The organism is Cupriavidus nantongensis (assembly GCF_041726985.1).
GTDB classification, from domain to species: Bacteria; Pseudomonadota; Gammaproteobacteria; order Burkholderiales; family Burkholderiaceae; genus Cupriavidus; species Cupriavidus nantongensis_A.
Genome location: NZ_CP168303.1, coordinates 3102500 through 3119465, shown reverse-complemented (window position 1 = coordinate 3119465; position 16966 = coordinate 3102500). Strand labels below are relative to the sequence as shown.

Annotated in this window: 13 protein-coding genes; 8 read left to right on the top strand and 5 right to left on the bottom strand. The window is 64.8% G+C overall.

Features of this window, described 5'->3' with window-relative positions:
* Positions 1–19 precede the first annotated feature (19 nt).
* The gene (locus ACEI37_RS25640) at positions 20–1096 is read left to right on the top strand and encodes a sensor histidine kinase (RefSeq protein ID WP_373378680.1); all 1077 of its coding nucleotides are present in this window, start codon (positions 20–22) and stop codon (positions 1094–1096) included.
* A 13-nt stretch (positions 1097–1109) separates the two neighbouring features.
* The gene (locus tag ACEI37_RS25635) at positions 1110–1871 is read left to right on the top strand and encodes a LytR/AlgR family response regulator transcription factor (RefSeq protein WP_373378679.1); all 762 of its coding nucleotides are present in this window, start codon (positions 1110–1112) and stop codon (positions 1869–1871) included.
* Positions 1872–1908: 37 nt separating this feature from the next.
* Here ACEI37_RS25635 and ACEI37_RS25630 read toward each other — a convergent pair whose 3' ends face one another.
* From ACEI37_RS25630 to manD, 4 genes are all read right to left on the bottom strand, one after another.
* Complete coding sequence (locus ACEI37_RS25630) at positions 1909–2229, bottom strand: 2TM domain-containing protein (protein ID WP_025585803.1); 321 nt, start codon at positions 2227–2229, stop codon at positions 1909–1911.
* 141 nt (positions 2230–2370) lie between these two features.
* The gene (locus ACEI37_RS25625) at positions 2371–3303 is read right to left on the bottom strand and encodes a sugar kinase (protein WP_373378678.1); all 933 of its coding nucleotides are present in this window, start codon (positions 3301–3303) and stop codon (positions 2371–2373) included.
* A gap of 1 nt (position 3304) precedes the next feature.
* Complete coding sequence (locus ACEI37_RS25620; RefSeq protein ID WP_373378677.1) at positions 3305–4339, bottom strand: Zn-dependent oxidoreductase; 1035 nt, start codon at positions 4337–4339, stop codon at positions 3305–3307.
* Between the two features lie 34 nt (positions 4340–4373).
* Positions 4374–5582 carry a D-mannonate dehydratase ManD gene (manD, locus tag ACEI37_RS25615; RefSeq protein ID WP_373378676.1) on the bottom strand — a complete coding sequence of 403 codons (1209 nt, stop codon included), beginning with the start codon at positions 5580–5582 and terminating at the stop codon, positions 4374–4376.
* 270 nt (positions 5583–5852) lie between these two features.
* Between manD and ACEI37_RS25610 the strand changes: the two genes are divergently transcribed.
* Genes ACEI37_RS25610 through ACEI37_RS25600 form a run of 3 tightly spaced genes read left to right on the top strand, consistent with a single transcriptional unit; the run spans position 5853 to position 10263 of the window.
* Positions 5853–7298 carry a mannitol dehydrogenase family protein gene (locus tag ACEI37_RS25610; RefSeq protein WP_373378675.1) on the top strand — a complete coding sequence of 482 codons (1446 nt, stop codon included), beginning with the start codon at positions 5853–5855 and terminating at the stop codon, positions 7296–7298.
* Between the two features lie 33 nt (positions 7299–7331).
* Positions 7332–8351, top strand: coding sequence for a TRAP transporter substrate-binding protein (locus ACEI37_RS25605; RefSeq protein WP_373378674.1), 1020 nt, complete (start codon positions 7332–7334; stop codon positions 8349–8351).
* A gap of 37 nt (positions 8352–8388) precedes the next feature.
* Entirely contained in the window at positions 8389–10263 is a 1875-nt protein-coding gene (locus ACEI37_RS25600) for a TRAP transporter large permease subunit (protein ID WP_373378673.1), read from the top strand.
* 106 nt (positions 10264–10369) lie between these two features.
* Here ACEI37_RS25600 and ACEI37_RS25595 read toward each other — a convergent pair whose 3' ends face one another.
* Positions 10370–10558 carry a hypothetical protein gene (locus ACEI37_RS25595; RefSeq protein ID WP_373378672.1) on the bottom strand — a complete coding sequence of 63 codons (189 nt, stop codon included), beginning with the start codon at positions 10556–10558 and terminating at the stop codon, positions 10370–10372.
* 530 nt (positions 10559–11088) lie between these two features.
* Here ACEI37_RS25595 and ACEI37_RS25590 point away from each other — a divergent pair.
* Genes ACEI37_RS25590 through ACEI37_RS25580 form a run of 3 tightly spaced genes read left to right on the top strand, consistent with a single transcriptional unit; the run spans position 11089 to position 16896 of the window.
* Positions 11089–13974 (top strand): type VI secretion system Vgr family protein, encoded by a 2886-nt coding sequence (locus ACEI37_RS25590; RefSeq protein ID WP_373378671.1) that lies wholly within the window; start codon positions 11089–11091, stop codon positions 13972–13974.
* A gap of 13 nt (positions 13975–13987) precedes the next feature.
* Positions 13988–16240, top strand: coding sequence for a hypothetical protein (locus tag ACEI37_RS25585; RefSeq protein ID WP_373378670.1), 2253 nt, complete (start codon positions 13988–13990; stop codon positions 16238–16240).
* Positions 16228–16896 carry a hypothetical protein gene (locus ACEI37_RS25580; protein WP_373378669.1) on the top strand — a complete coding sequence of 223 codons (669 nt, stop codon included), beginning with the start codon at positions 16228–16230 and terminating at the stop codon, positions 16894–16896. Before ACEI37_RS25585 ends, ACEI37_RS25580 begins: the two co-directional genes overlap by 13 nt.
* The last annotated feature ends 70 nt before the right edge of the window (positions 16897–16966 follow it).

Here is a 16966-nt window from a genome sequence, read left to right as displayed (position 1 = left end):
AAACGGGCCTACGCATTGCGTGGCCCGTTTTGTTTTTGGCGGTGTCCGAGGCGTCGTTGCCGGCAACGACGCCTGTTTTCCGTCGTTTCACGCCGCCATCCTGTCGATTCCCGGCAGCCGCATATCTGCGTCCTTTGGCCCGGTGGTAACCTGCACAAATTGCCAGCCCCACCACCTGCCCTTGCCTTTCCCGAACTCCCGCCTCTGGCGCGCCGCCCCCGAGCAACGTGCCTATGAAGAAGCCCGCCACCGCGTGCGTGCGTTGCGCTTCTTCTATCTGCACGCCATGGTCTATGTGGTGGTGAACGCGATGCTGATCGGCTTCCATCTGATGGGCCCGTCGCACCGGCCCTGGGCGGGTGGTCCGCTGATGGGTTGGGGGATAGGTTTGGCGGTGCACGGCATCATGACCTGGGGCCGTGTGGGCCTGCTGGGGCGGCGATGGGAAGAGCGCAAGATTGCGGAGTACATGGCGCAGGAACAGGTGCGCACGCTGTCGACGGAAAAGCAGTTGGTCGAGGCCCGCATGAAGCTGCTGCAGGCGCAGATCGAGCCGCACTTCCTGTTCAATACGCTGGCCAACGTGGTCAGCCTGATCGAGCCCGCGCCGCAGAAGGCGACGATGATGCTGGAGCATTTCATCGCCTACCTGCGCGCGTCGCTAGCCGCCAGCCGCGCGACGCAGGGCACGGTGGCGCAGGAGGCGAAGCTGCTGCGCGATTATCTGGCGCTGATCCGCATCCGCATGGGTGAGCGGCTGCACTACACGGTCGATGTCGATCCGGAGCTCGAAGCGATGCCCCTTGCGCCGATGCTGCTGCAGCCCGTGGTCGAGAATGCGATCAAGCATGGCCTGGAGCCGAAGATCGAAGGCGGGCGGCTGCTGGTCCGGCTGGAGCGGCGCGGCGCGCGCCTGCTGGCGACGATCGAGGACGATGGCATGGGGTTCCGGCCGTCGGCGGGCGCCGGGGTCGGCCTGTCGAACCTGCGCGAACGGCTGGCGGTGCTGTATGACGGCGATGCCCACGTCAGAATCGAAGAGCGCTCGCCGGGCACCGCGGTTCTGATCGATCTGCCGCTGCCGCCTGCATCCTGAACGGAGATGCCCGATGACGCCAACTGCCCTGATTGCTGACGATGAAGAGCACCTGCGTGCGTACCTGCGTGGCAAGCTGCAGCGACTATGGCCGGAATTGCAGATCGTTGCCGAGGCGACCAACGGCATTGAAGCTGCCGACGCCATCGCACGGTTGTCGCCGAGCGTGGCCTTCCTCGATATCAAGATGCCAGGCTTGTCCGGGCTGGAAGTGGCGCAGGGCATCGAAACCGATACGCGGCTGGTGTTCGTCACGGCCTATGACGAATTTGCGCTCGATGCCTTCGAGCGCGCGGCGGTGGACTACCTGGTCAAGCCGGTCAGTGAGGAACGGCTCGGCCGCACCATCGAGCGATTGCGCAAGGCGCTGCAAGAGGCCGCGCCCCTGCCCGAACTGGCACAGTTGCTGAACCAGCTGACCCGCGCCCAGCCGCGCGCGGAAGGCGGCGGCCAGTTGCGGTGGGTCCGGGCCAGCCGCGGCAATACCACCAGCCACGTGCCGATCCAGGAGGTGATGTACTTCCAGAGCGACGACAAGTACGTAGTGGTGCATACTCGGGATGGCGAGCACCTGATCCGCACGCCGCTGGCGGAATTGATGGCCGGCCTGGATCCGGAGGTGTTCTGGCAGATCCACCGCTCATCCATCGTCAATATGGAATACGTGGCCGGCACGCGCCGTGACGAGTCGGGCCGGCTCTTTGTCAGGATGCGCGGCAGCGATGCCGAACTGCCGGTATCGCGCGCCTACATGCATCGATTCCGTCAGATGTAGGCCCGCTGGCGCCGCGCGCCGGCGGCCCAGGGGGCTGCTAGTGCCGGTCCATGAATTCCTGGATCTTGCGCTGTTCCCAGTCGCGACCCCGGCGCGACAGCCGCGTCCAGACCAGCAGCCCGTGCAAGGCCAGTCCCAAGCCCCAGGCCAGCGTGGTGGTCAGCGGCCACGGCCAGCCGGTAGTGGCGTAGTGGGACCACGGCGGCGACGGGAAGTAGAAAAAGCGGAACCACAGCCACGCATTGACCACGGCATAGACCAGCAGGTGGATATACCAGCCGCGCAGCGCGCGCACCATGCGGCGCGCGCGCCAGTAGGCCATGGCGTTGGGATCGTTGGGCGGGAAGGCGTGGTGCATGGGATACCTCGTCATCAGGAAGGTTGGCATGCGACAGGTATAGGCCACCACCAGGCGTCGTTCCAGACCCATGGGCTGAATCGACGGATTTCGTTCGCGAGTGGGCGCGCAGTCAGTGTGAATATCGCGGCGGCGCCACATTCAGGATCCCGCTTTCAGGGCCTTCCACACGGCTTGCACCGCTGGAAGCGGCGCCACGGCGCCTTGTCCCGTTGTGGCCAGGGCAGCCGCCACAGCAGCCCATCGTGCAGCGGACACCGCGTCATCTCCGGCTACCAGGCGCGCAAGATACGTGCCGTCGAAGCAGTCGCCCGCGCCGGTAGCATCGACCGCCTGGACGCGGAAGGGCGCCACGGCGGTCAGCTGTGCGCCGTCGGATACCAGGCAACCTTGGCTTCCCAGCTTCAAGACCACAAGAGGTGCGCCCATCTGGTGGCACCACGCCACGATACCCGCGGGATCGTCGATGCCGGCAAGCTGGCGCACGTCGTCAAGGCTCGGCAGGAACAGGTCGCATAGGGGAAGGGTAGCGATGATGACTTCGCGGGCGCACTCCAGGGACCACAGCGTGAGGCGCAGGTTGGGATCGTAGGACACCCGGGTGCCGGCCTGGCGGGCGATGCGGATGGCCTCCCGCACGGTGCGCGCGGCAGACGCGCTGATGGCCTGGCTGATGCCCGAGACGTGGAGCCACGTGGCCCGTTCCAGCAAGGCGACCGGCAGGTCCGCGGGTTGCATCCGGCTCGCGGCGGAGCCCGAGCGTCTATAGGTGAAGGCGTGGCCCTCCGGCCCGTGATGGACGAAGTAGAGGCCGGTAGGTGCCGAGGTGTCGATGACAACGCCGCTGGTGTCGACGCGCTCGGTGCGAAGCAGGTACAGGCACATGCGGCCGAATTCATCGTCGCCCAGCCTGGTCAGGTAGGCGCAGCGCGCACCCTGGCGGGCCGCGGCGATGATGGCGTTGGACGTATCTCCGCCAAAGCCTTGCACATAGGTGCGCGAATCGCGCGGGCCGGCGTGGTTGAACTCCACCATAGCCTCGCCGAGCGCGACGATGTCGAATGTTGCACGCATGTCAGGCGTCCTCGCCCAGGTCGAGCAGCACCTTGCAACAGGCTCGCGGCTGGCTTGCGGCGAGGTCGAAGGCGCCGGCCACGTCGCGGAAGTTGATCTGGTGCGTAACGATACGGCCCGGGTCAACCAGCCCGCGTGCGATCCAGTCGATCACGGTGGGAAACATCGCGCAATTCAGGCGCGAGGCGTACAAGGTCAGCTCCTTGCTGGTCAGTGCCTGCTGCGGCACTGCCGACGGCGTGGCGGAAAACCCCAGCACGCCGATGCGGCCTGCCGGCGCGGCCATGGCCACGGCTTCCTCCAGGATGGCGGGATGGCAGACCGCGTCGTAGATCAGCGTCGGCCCGCCTGCCACGCCGCGCCGTTCGAGCGCGCGGGCCAGCGGCTCGCGCGCGGTGTTGATGATCTCGTCCTCTTCCGCGCCGCAGCCGCGTGCGAGGGCCAGCCGTTCATCGACATGATCGGTGATGAAGGTGCGGACGCCATACACGCGCTTTAATACCTGCAGCAGGTTAAGGCCGACCGGCCCGGCACCGTAGATCAATGCCACGTCGGAGGGCAGCACGCCGGTTCGGTGGGTGGCGTTGGCGGCCACGGCAAACGGCTCGATCACCGCGGCACTCGCGGTCGACATGCTGTCGGGCACCGTGTACGCGTTACGTGCCGGCACGCATGCGAACTGGCTGAAGCCGCCATCGCGGTGCACCCCAATCACCTGGAGCCGCTGGCAGACATTGTGCCGGCCGATGCGACAGGCATAGCACTGGCCGCAACTGATCACCGGATCCACCACCACGCGCTCGCCGATGCGGTCATTGCCGACGCCAGCGCCGACCGCGTCGATATGGCCGACGAACTCATGACCGATCACGCGCGGATACGTCGCGAACGGATTCTTGCCATGGAAGATATGCAGGTCCGATCCGCAGATGCCGGCGAGACGGACGCGCACGCGCACCTCGCCTTCGGCAGGGCATGGGTTGGGGCGCTCGCGCACGGCCATGCGGTGTGGTTGCTCGACGACTATGCTCAACATGATCGCTCCTTGTTCCGGTCAACTGATGCGGCCGCTACCAGTTCCACATCGCACCGTCGCGCAGCCGCGCCACCGGCAGGTAGGCGCGTTCGTACGGATACCGGGCTGCCAGCCCCTCGTCGATATCGACGCCAAGGCCGGGCACGTCGTCCATCACCAGGTAGCCGTCCTCCAGCCGGTAGTTGTGTGGAAAAACTTCGTCGATCAGCGCGCCATGCGGCATCAGTTCCTGGATGCCGAAGTTCGGCGCCCACAGCCCGAAGTTGACTGCCGCCGCCATGCATACCGGTGACAAGTCGGTGGCGCCGTGGAAGCCGGTGCGCACCTGGTGGATCGCGGCGAAGTCCGCGATGCGGCGCACATGCGTGATGCCGCCGGCGTGGACGATGGTGGTGCGGATGTAGTCGATCAGCTGATCGCCGATCAGGTCCTTGCAGTCCCACAGCGAATTGAAGATTTCACCGGCCGCGAGCGGGGTGGTGGTGTGCTGGCGGATCAGCCGGAACGCCTCCTGGTTCTCGGCCGGCGTTGGATCTTCCAGCCAGAACAGGCCGAAGGGCTCCAGCGCCTTGCCGAGGCTGGCCGCTTCGATCGGTGTCAGCCGGTGGTGCCCATCGTGCAGCAGATGCGGGCCGAAGCCGACGGCCTCGCGCACCTTGCGGAACAGTTCCGGCGTGTGGCGCAGGTACAGCGCTGTGTCCCAGGGCTCCTCCGGCGGCAAGCCCTTCTGCGCTGGTTCATAGTGGCCGGGTTGCGTGCCGACGCCATACACCCTGGACAAGCCCGGCACGCCCGACTGTACACGGATCGCCTTGTAGCCTTGCTCGATATGGCTGTGCACCGCGTCGATGGCTTCGGCGTGGTCGCGCCCATTAGCGTGGCCATACACCATCAGGCCATCGCGGCTGCGCCCGCCCAGCAACTGGTACACCGGCATGCCGGCCAGCTTGCCCAGGATGTCCCACAGCGCCATGTCGATGGCCGCGATGGCAGTCATCGTGACCGGCCCGCGCCGCCAGTAGGCGCCGCGGTAGAGGTATTGCCAGATGTCCTCGATGCTGCGCGGATCGCGGCCGATCAGGCACGGAATCACATGCTCGTCCAGGTACGCGCGCACCGCCAGCTCGCGGCCGTTGAGCGTGGCGTCGCCCAGTCCGTACACGCCTGCATCGGTGACCACCTTGACCGTCACGAAGTTGCGCCCGGGGCAGGTGACGATGGTTTTTATCTGTTCGATCTTCAAAGGGTGTCTCCGGCCGGATCGTCGTTGTCGTAGCCCGATGGCGACGCCTGGTTGCACGACGCCTGCATCGGTGTGGATGCGGCCAGAGTACTGCGGGCCGATTGCGGCGGAGTACGGCCGATTCCGCAATCAAATGCAGCGTTTGCCGCAGTTGAATCGCGAAAGCACAGCACGTTGGACACCACGGCTGCGTGCACACTTCATCGCATCGAAGACAACGCCGGATGCACGCACGATGCTGCTGACGACTGACTTGCCGAGGTACCGCCGATGAGGCTCACGCAACGCAACTGTTGCCGCGCCAATGCTGAAGTGCAACAGCCCGGCTATGATCGCAGCCGCTTGTCGCGCGGCGTGCTGCATCTGGGCCTCGGCGCGTTCCATCGCGCGCACCAGGCGCTGTACACCGAGGCCGCGATCCGTGCCGGGGACAGTCGCTGGGGCATTGTCGGCGTCAGCCTGCGGGAGCCCCGCACACCACGCACGCTGGCGGCGCAGGACTTCCTCTATTCGGTGACCGAGTGCGAAGGCGCTGCGGCCACGACGCGCATCGTCGGCGCCGTGATGCAGGCGTGGTATGCCCCGCATGCGCTGGGCGAGGTGCTCGGCGCGCTGGCCGACCCCGGTATCGCCGTAGTGACCAGCACGGTGACAGAAAAGGGCTACTGCCAGCATCCGTCCAGCGCCGACCTGGATACGGACCACCCCGATATCCGGCACGACCTGGCCCATCCCGGCACGCCCAGAAGCACGCTCGGCGTACTCGCTGCCGGCCTGCGCCGCCGGCCCGCCGGCGCGCCGCTCAGCATCGTCTGCTGCGACAACATGCCGGCCAACGGCGATACGCTGCGCAAGCTGCTGGCGCAGTACGCAACACTGACGGACCCCGCGCTGGCCCGCCGCGTGCGCGACGACGTGGCGTTCCCCAACACCATGGTGGACCGCATCGTCCCCGCCGCCACGCCGGCATCGCGCCGTGACGCGCAGCGCCGCCTGGGTTTGCGCGACGAGGCCGCCATCGTCTGCGAGGCCTTCACGCAGTGGGTGATCGAGGACCGCTTTGCCGGGCCCCGGCCGGCATGGGAAGCGGGCGGTGCGCTGATGACCGGCGATGTCCGGCCGTTCCAGGCGATGAAGCTGCAGCTGCTCAACGGCACGCATTCCGCCATCGCCTATGCCGGACAACTATGCGGACTGCAGACCGTTGCCGAAGCCATGGACGATCCGCTCGTCGGCGCTTTCACCCGCGGTGTGATGGCTGACTTGCGCGCCGCCGTGCAAGCGCCGCCCGGCTATGACGTGGCTGCTTACAGCGAGGCCTTGCTGCAGCGCTTGCGCAATGCCGCGCTCGACCATCGCACCGCGCAAATTGCAGCCGATGGCACGCAAAAGGTGCCAATGCGCTGGCTGCCCGCCTTGCGCGCCAGTGTCGGGACCGAGCGGCCCTGGCTGGAACGCGCGCTCGCGGCCTGGCTGCATTGCGTGCGCGGCGGACGCAGCGATCGCGGCCACGCGCTTGCCTTTGACGACCCCGGCGCACCCGCGCTGGCGGCGTGCCTGCGTGACGCCCACAGCGATGCCGACGCAGTCAGGCAGGCACTCGCGCACAGCCCTGTCTTTGGCAACGAGCCGTGGCCCGCACCGCTAGCTGATCGCCTGGCCCGCCACCTGGCGGTGCTGCGCGCGGGTGGCGCCGCCGCGCTGCTGTCGTCCTGAGCCATCCCACCGACAAAGAGGAGACACCGCACCATGGCCTTCCTGTTAACCCGACGCCGTTTCGGCGCGCTGGCCGCCGGCACGCTGGCAATAACGCTGCCGGCAGCCCACGTACTGGCCCAGGCGGCCACCATCCGCCTGAAGTACGGCACCGCCTTTCCCGCCGACCATCCGGGCACGCTGCGCATCCAGCAGGCCGCGGTGGCGATCCGCCAGGACACCGGCGGCAAAGTCGACCTGCAGGTCTATCCCAACAGTCAGCTGGGCAGCGAGCCCGACATGATCGCGCAGGTGCGAACCGGTGCGATGGATTTCATGTCCACGGCCGGCACCAACCTGCAGACCCTGGTGCCCACCGCCGGCATCAACGGCGTGGCCTTTGCCTTCAAGGACTACGCCACGGTCTGGGCCGCGATGGACGGCGACGTCGGCGCCTATGTGCGTGCCGCCCTGGGCAAGGTGAACCTGCACGTCTTCGACAAATGCCTGGACAACGGCTATCGCAACATCACCTCCGCGAGCCGGCCGATCAACACGCCGGCGGACCTGAAGGGTTTCAAGGTACGCGTGCCGGGCATCCCGCTGTGGATTTCGATGTTCAAGGCACTCGGCGCGTCGCCCACGGCCATCCCGTTCGGCGAGCTCTATTCCGCGCTGCAAACACGAGTCGTCGATGGACAGGAGAACCCGCTCGCGCTGATCCGTAGCGCCAAGCTCTTTGAAGTGCAGAAGTTTTGCGCGCTCACCGGACACACTTGGGATGGTCACTTCATCTTCGGCAACGCGAAGAAATTTCGGGCGCTGCCGGCGGAAGTGCAGGCCGCCATCACGACCCACTTCACCGCGGCGGCGCTGAAGCAGCGCGAGGACATCGCGCGCCTGAATACCGATGCGCAGGCCGAGCTGAGCCGCCTCGGCATCGTCTTCAACCAGCCCGATCCCGCGCCATTCCGTGCCTTGCTGCAGGGCGCCGGCTTCTATGCCGAATGGAAAAAGAAGTACGGGGACGAAGCGTGGTCGCGGCTGGAGAAATACGCGGGCCGTCTCGCATGACGGCTGGACTAACGATAAAGAACGAAAGGAGACATCGATGGAGCACACCGCTGAAGCGATTGCGCCGGCGCCGTTGGCGCGGTCAGCGCCGTCAGCCGCCGCGGCGTGCTGGCGCCGACTGCTGGCCTGCGTGGTGGAGGTGCCGGCGGCGCTGATCGTGCTGGCAGAGATCCTGTTGCTGGGCGGCGGTGCGTTCGCGCGCTATGCCCTGCACCAGCCGGTCCCTTGGACGGATGAACTGGCCAGCATCCTGTTCCTGTGGCTGGCGATGCTCGGCGCCATCATCGCGCTGGACCGCGGCAGCCACATGCAGCTGACCACCTTTATCAAGAACCTGCCGCCGGCCCGGCGCGCCTGGGTGGATGCGCTCGGCATGTGGCTGGTGGTGGCATTCCTGTCGCTGTTGCTGCGGCCGGCGTGGGAGCATCTGACCGAGCACCTCGAGGTGTCGACGCCGACGCTGGAGATCAGTGAAGGCTACCGCGCCGCCGCGGTGCTGGCCGGCATCGTGCTGATGCTGGGAGCGGCAATCTTGCGCCTGCTTTCGGCGCACTGGAGGCCGGTGGCCGCGACGGGGCTGATGGTGGCATTGTGCGGCGGCCTGCTGTGGCTGCTGTCGCCGACGCTGATGACGCTGGGCAACGTCAACCTGGTGATCTTCTTCCTGCTGATGCTGGTTGCATGCGTCGCCATCGGCGTACCGATCGCCTTCGCCTTCGGCCTGGCCACACTGTGCTACCTGTCGCTGTCCACGGCCACGCCGCTGTCCATCATCCCGAACCGCGTGCAGGAGGGCATGTCTCACCTGATCCTGCTGGCCGTGCCGCTCTTTGTCTTCCTCGGCGCACTGATCGAGATGACAGGCCTGGCGCGCGCGATGATCCACTTCCTGGTCAGCCTGATCGGCCATCTGCGCGGCGGCTTGCAGTATGTGCTGCTGGGTGCGATGTATATCGTCTCCGGCATCTCCGGCGCCAAGGCCGCCGACATGGCCGCCGTGGCGCCCAGCCTGTTTCCGGAAATGAAGCGGCGCGGTGCCAACGATGGCGACCTGATCGGCCTGCTGTCGGCGTCGGGCGCGATGTCCGAGACCATCCCGCCCAGCATCGTGCTGATCACGGTGGGATCGGTGACGGGGGTTTCGATCACCTCGCTGTTCATCGGCGGCCTGATGCCCGCGGCGGTGGGCTTGGTCATGATGTCGCTGGTGGTCTGGTTCCAGACCCGCAAGGAAGACATGAGTCGCGTTCCGCGGCCGTCGCGCCCGGCGATCGCGAAGGCGCTGCTGGTTGCGCTGCCAGCGCTGGCGCTGCCTGTGATCATTCGCACCGCCGTGGTGGAGGGCGTGGCGACCGCGACCGAGGTGTCTACCATCGGCATCTTCTATGCGGTGGTGGCAGGCGTGCTGGTGTACCGCCAGTTCGACTGGCGCGGGATCTACCCGATGCTGCTGGACACGGCGGCGCTGTCCGGGGCCATCCTGCTGATCGTGGGTTGCGCCACCGCGATGGCATGGGCGCTGACCCAGTCCGGCTTCGCCCAAGACCTGGTCAAAATCCTGTCGGCCGTCCCCGGCGGCAAGACCGGTTTCCTGCTGGTATCGGCGCTGGCGTTCGTCATCCTGGGCAGCCTGCTGGAAGGGATTCCCGCGATTGTGCTGTTCGGGCCGTTGCTGTTTCCGATTGCGAAGCTGGTTGGCGTGCATGAGGTGCATTACGCGATGGTGGTGATTTTTGCGATGGGACTGGGGCTGTTCGCGCCGCCCTTTGGCGTGGGGTTTTATGCGGCCTGTGCGATCGGGCGCGTGTCGCCAGACGTGGCGATGCCGAAGGTGTGGCCGCATATGGCTGCGCTGTTTGTGGCGCTGGTGCTGTTGACGTTGGTGCCTTGGTTTTCGATTGGGTTTTTGTGAGGGGCTACGCGTGGGCTGGCGCATGTTTTCTCCCCTCTCCCGCTTGCGGGAGAGGGGCGGGGGAGAGGGCCGGCGCATCAACGAAGTCACCAACCTAGGGCCTGCATCAAGAGGCCGGCAGCTCGTCCTCCAACACCCGCTCCAACTGCGCCTTCACCAATCCCAACAGGCAAAACGCCGCGAAGCCGCCTTCCCACCATTCACTCTGCTGATCCAGCAAGGCAAGTACCCCATCAATGCCTGCTGCCACCGCCAAGAGACTGTACCGCGCCGTAGATAGATCGATTTCCGACATAGGACCTCCAATCGTTGCATGAAGGTCCGCCGCGCGACGCAAGAGGAGGGCGGCGGGCCTGACGACGAGGGTGGAAACCGGTGTCACAACCATTGCCCGGTCAGCCTTGCGGCTGCCTCGTCCGGCCCGCCATGGATGGCTTGCACGTATAGGCGAGAACGGTCGTCATGGACGACCGTTCGGTTGAGACATCGAGTTTCCACACTCGGTCACCGTTGTTCGATGACAGCCCCAGTCTCTCGCGCCACGGCACGCGGCGCGATAAGACAGTTCGCATTCCCATACGGACGCCGCATCCTGCCCGAGCCTCATCCGCCAGCAAATAGCCGAAATCCTAAGAGCGCATGCGAAGCGAAGATTCGTCCCGTTGAAGGGAAAAACTCCGGGGTATTTGATCGAGATGAAGGTCGCGCTTCGAATCGGCATTCCTCCGTTGATTTCCGTTAGACGCAGGCGCACAAATAGCCGATTGCTATGCGCGAGATCGACATAGCGCGTCTGAACAACAAGGCGGTTTGACGCATCGGTAAATGGATCCTGCACGCCTCTACCAACATCTCCTTTCCTCTACCCATCGCCTGTATGCACTGGAGGGTGATGGCGCACTGGGCGAATTGGCCGTCGAAGCCTGGGTCGGCCGCGAAGCCATCTCGGCGCTGTTCGAATGGCGCATCGTTGCGGTCAGCGCCAATGCCGATATCGCGCTGGACAGCTTGATGGGTCAGCGCGTCACGTTGCTGACCACGCTTGCCGGCGGTGGCCAGTCACGCCGCACCGGCCTGATCCGGCAGGCCGAGAAGCTTGGTGCCGACGGCAGCCTGGCGCGCTATCGCCTGACCGTGATCCCTTGGCTGTGGCTGACCACGCAGCAGCGCCACAGTCAGGTGTTCCAGAGCCGCACGCTCGACAGCATCATCGAAGCCGTTCTGCAGGACTACGCGCCGTACGCGCACTGGCGTTACGCCCCCGGAGCCGAAGCCCGCATCGCCGCGTTCGGTGAACGCGACCACATCGCACAATTCCGCGAGACCGACTACCAATTCCTGTCGCGCCTGCTGGCCGAAGCCGGCCTCGGATATACCGTGGTGGAAGACGACGAAGCGCCCTTCGGCCATGCCGTGGTGATCTTTGCCGACAGCGCGCAATTGCCGGAAGACCCTGAATCGGCGGCCGGCGGCGGTATCCGCTACCACCGCGCGCATAGCCAGGAATCGGCTGACGCCATCCAGCAGTTGATCTGTGAGACGCGTGCTGCGGTCGGCGGTGTGGCGGTGAGCGCCTGGGACCCCGAAGCCAAGCGCGCCATCCGTGGTCATGCGCCGGCGCGCTACGGCGTATTTTCGGGCCGAGCCGTGAGCCCGGATCCCTATTTTTCAGTCAGCTTGTCGCTGGCGCCGGACGCGGCCAGCGCGCAGCGCGTTGCCGAACAGGTGATTGAAGCGATCGAAGCCCGCGCGCTGGTGTTTACCGGCAGCGCCTCGATGCGCTCGCTGCGCAGTGGCACCCGTCTGACCGTCACGGATTGTCCGCATCTGCCGCCCCAACCGGACGATACGGCGGGGTATCCGCTGCTGCTCGATGCGGTGGAGCACTGCGGCATCAACAACCTCGCCGTGGAAACGCGTGCCGCGCTTGCCGACCGGATCGGACCGCTGGAAGCGGCGTTGGGCTTCGACACGCCGCCTCCGGCGCCGGATACCGTGGCAATGACCGTCGGCCTGGTAAGCAGCGTCTTCGACAACACAGCTGAGCGGCTGGTACCAACCAAATCCCTGCGGACGGCCGCGCGGGAACATGGCTATGCGGCGCTCTTTCGTGCCTTTGATGCGCGCCGGCCCTGGCGCGCCGCCGTGCTGGAGGGTGATTGTCCGCGCCTCCATAGCCGGGCGACCCCGCTTGGCGCCCATACCGCAATCGTGGTCGGCCCGGACGGCCAGACCCAGGCCGATGGCAACGCCGAACACCACGCCAGCCCGCGCGGACAGATCCGCGTGCGCTTCCCCTGGCAGCGCGGCGAGCGCGCCGACGACCGCAGCAGCCGCTGGCTCCGCGTGGCACAGCGCCAGGCTGGCGCCGGCATGGGCTGGCAATGGTTGCCGCGTATTGGCCAGGAGGTGCTGGTCAAATTCACGGACAACGATATCGACCAGCCGTTCGTGATCGGTGCGCTGTACAACGGCCAGGGCGAAGCCGGCATCGCGCCCACGCCGGGCGGCAAATCGATGGCCGCCACCACCTTCTCTCAGCCCTATGACGCCAGCGGCATCTATGCAATGGGCTCCGACAGTCACCCAAGCGCACAGGGCAACCTGGCCGGTGGCAACAGCCCGGCGTGGCACGGCATGGGCGCCGACCCGGACGGCCATCGCAACGATGCCGCGCTGACCGGCTTCAAGAGCCAGGAGCACGGCGGCAAGGGCTACAACCAGCTGGTGTTTGACGACACGGATGAGCAACTGCGCACGCAACTCGCCACGACGGAGCACGACAGCCAGCTCAACCTCGGCCACGTAATCCACCAGCAGGACAACCGCCGCGGCAGCTTCCGGGGCCAAGGGTTTGAGCTGCGCACCGATGGCTACGCCGCGGTACGTGGCCGGGCCGGGTTGCTGCTGACGACCTATCGCGATGCCGTCACGGGTCACGTACTGCCGACCGGCGACAACGCTGCCGGTATCGCACTGCTGCGGCAGGCGGGCGATCTGGTCAGGACGCTGAGCGATGGCGCCACCACGCACCAGACCCAAGCCCTGTCGAGCGGGAAAGGCGACGAGTCGCCGCTGGCGAAGCAAGCCAAGGCCGCGGCCGGCATGGTCGATGGGCATTCGCTCGAAGCGGCAAAGGCGGACGCGGCTGGCGCCAATACCAGCACGCCGGGCAAGGTGCCGCACCAGGGCGAGCCGATGGTTCACCTCAACGGCAGGGCCGGTGTTGCGATGGTGGCGGGCCAGGACCTGCAAATTGCCAGTGGGGAAAGCGTCGTGATGGCCAGCGGCCAGGACAGCAATGTCGCCGTCGCGGGACAGGCGCGCGTCCATGCAGGAAAGGCGATTGGCGTGGCGGCGGGATTGTCTGCGCCCGGAGGGAACAACATCGGCCTGCAACTGACGGCGGGCCAGGGCGATATCGATCTCCAGGCACAGCATGATCTGCTGAAGCTGGCGGCGCGGGAGGACCTGACTATTGTGTCGGCCAATATGAGTGTGGACTTTGCCGCGGCCAAGCGGATTCGCATTGCGACGGCTGGTGGGGGTGCCATCACGATCGAGGGCGGCAATATCACCTTCGAATGTCCGGGGCCGATTACCTATAAGGCGGCACAGAGAAAGTTCGAGGCAGGCGTCCGCCACGACTATCCGCTCCCAATGGCACCGGCGACGCCATGGGAGATACCCGGCTCCTTCCCATATTCCTGAACCAGACTGCGCCATGATCATCAGCTATCCCATTCTTACAATGCCGCCGGCAGGCAACGCCATGGAAGAGTCGGAGGACGCCTGGCTGGCCCGGCTGCTGGCCGAGTCAGACGACCCGAAGGGCGCGTATCCGGCGCGCATGGTCGGCACTATGTATTGTTGGCACGGCGGTCTGCATGTCGGTGCCAATTCGGCCAGGCCTGTTCGTGCTATTGCAGATGGCACCATCGTGGCGTACCGGCTGGCGCCCAAGACCGAAACTTATGAAGGCAAGCCCTATGACACCAGTTTCGTGCTGCTGCGCCATGAGACCGAGACCGGTGCCGCCACGCCAGTGGTGTTTTATTCGCTGTACATGAACCTTGCCGCCGCCGAGCATTTGCACGGTCGTACCGACACGCTGCCGGCGTGCTATCGAGCCCGTACCAGTCCAGACTCGAGGGTCCCGGACGATCCAAAGAACGCCAAGATTTACCGGCGCGACATATTGGGCTATCCGGGAAGCCAACATCAAACCGGGCGCAGTGGCTTCCATTTCGAAATCTTCTGCACGGACGAGGCACTGGCCAGGTTCTTCCCCGACAGCAGCTGCATCACGGACAAGGGCAGCGCCGATGTCTACGGCGACATTCACTTCGTCATCCCGGAAGGCAAGTCATTTTCAGCGGCGCATCCGCGCTTGCCCAAGGGCGATGGGGTATGGCGGACAGCGGACAAGGATGGCAACCTGGTGTTTCCCGCCGGTACAGCCGGAAGCAATACCGGGCAGCTACTCTACGTCAGCGTACGCCTGGACAAGGACAAGCGCATCACGACCACACGCATACGTACCGCGCAGGGGCAGTACCGAAACCTCGGCCGAGTCGAACAGCCGGGTTATGGCTACGCCATGCTGGCTCTTGCCGAGGCGCTGTATCCGGACAACCCAAGCGCCGGCCTGGAGTGGTTGACCTTCGGGCGTGTGCTGAGCGAAGAGCGAAGCCGCCACGTCGACAATTGGCAATTGGTGCCCTATGCGCCCGGCTCGGTGGGATATATAGACCTATCGCAAGCCGGCATCGTGCGGCTGTCTGACGCGGACTTCCCACATTGGCTGGGATGGAAGAAGGTCGAAGAAGGCGCGATGCTGAGTCCGGCCGATGCCATCGTCGATGAGCCGGCGACGCTACAGATGATGAGCGACAACGGCGACGCAGGCAAGGCGGCGCTGCGTCACCTGGTGGTCGAGCATCCGACTGAGTGGGATGTCTCTGATTTGGACGCACGCTTTGCGCGCTTGCGTAAACCGGGAATGCCCTTGGTATCGGAAGACAGTTGGCAGCGGTTCAAGGACCAGGCGCAGAAACTCGCATTCTGGCAGCACACTGGATTGCCTCGTGCGGTATGGCATTTCCATCCGCTGCAGTTCATCCATCATATGCGTCGGGCGCTGTGGCTTAGTGTTGATGAGCTCAGGCAGGCTGTGCCGGCGAGGGCGTTGCGGGGCCTTGGGGCGGGGATTCCGGACAAAATTGTGTATGAAGCAGCCACGAAAGACGCTGGTGTTCTTGCAAGAAGTCATAAGGACCGTTTGAATAGCGCCTGGCGGAAGTACGGCATAGCGACCCGTGCCAGGTTGGCTGCATTCCTTGGGAATTCCGTTCAAGAAACAGTCTGGTTCGGCACTCTGGTAGAGACGGGTGGCTCGCATTCCTGGTACTCGCCATGGTTCGGCCGTGGATTTCTTCAGCTGACACATACGCCAAACTATCTGGAATACTGGAAATTCCGAGGCCGTAACATCGACGCTGCCGTGGACGCCCCACTACGTGCAACATACGCCAGGGCGAAACAATTACGCAGCAACGTACCGCTACACGACGCTGAACCGAACTTGCCAAGCAACATTCTAAATTGGCGCGAAGATGTGGCTGTGGATGCTTATAGTGCCGCGGATAGCGCTGGACACTACTGGCTTAAGAATCGAGCGAATAAAGAAGCGGATACGATAATGCCGAGTTATCGCCATGCATTCAGTATCCATTTCAGCAGCCAGCTAAAGAAGCGGGATGCCTTTGTCTTTTACGCGAATGTCTCTTTCCGCCGTGCCTCTTGCATCGTGAACCTGCCAGGCCATCTGAATCGGAAGAATCCGCAGTTGAATGGCCTTGTAGATCGATACCATGCATACGCTTATGCTCAGGTGTTGTTGTTCGACCATCCTACCTTCCCCGATAGAGCGGGCATCGCGCAGTTCAAGCCGGAGGATTATGAATGGAAGCGGTGAGGGAACGAATTCTCGTAGCGTTTGGCGTTCTTTGCACGGCGATTGCCTCCTCGCTGGTGAACGTGAAGGTGCGGGCGGAGGAAATGAGAGGTGACGGCCTCATACCCAAAGGGATGCAGCGATACGTACTTCCAATGAGAGACTGTGCGCTGGAATTTGTGGCCAAGGCTGGAGGAACTGCCCGAGTCACACCATCGGACGATTCATGGGGTACATTTCGGCATGGCAGCTACTTGCCAAAAAAGAACGAACGCGAGCTGTCAATGCTTGTAAGTTGCCACCGGGGAAGCGCAAAAAAACTCTGTCCGGAACTGATGAGCCAACGCCGGGAGTCTGACCCGATGATGATCCGGGATACTCAACAGCGTGACCTCAGCGGCCTTAACCCACGGTATTACTCGGATGCCGCCATCGCTACTGCAACTGCTGTAGCGACACCGCGTAGCCGTGACCTCCATTTTTGTCTAGGTGATGAAACGCGTACGATAGTGACGATGAATGGGGGGATCGTCGTTGGATTCGACCCGCGCGAGATCACCGAAACACGCGGCAAGCCGATCTTGAAACGCTCGGAGCATGCACTCCCGGACGTGCTAGCCATCATCCAGTCGATGCGGTTCATACCTGATCCAACACCAAAACAAGAGAGTCGGTAGGTATGGGAACGCATAAGAAGGCTACAAGGCCTCGTCCTGCATTGACGCGACGGTGGATAACATATGGCAT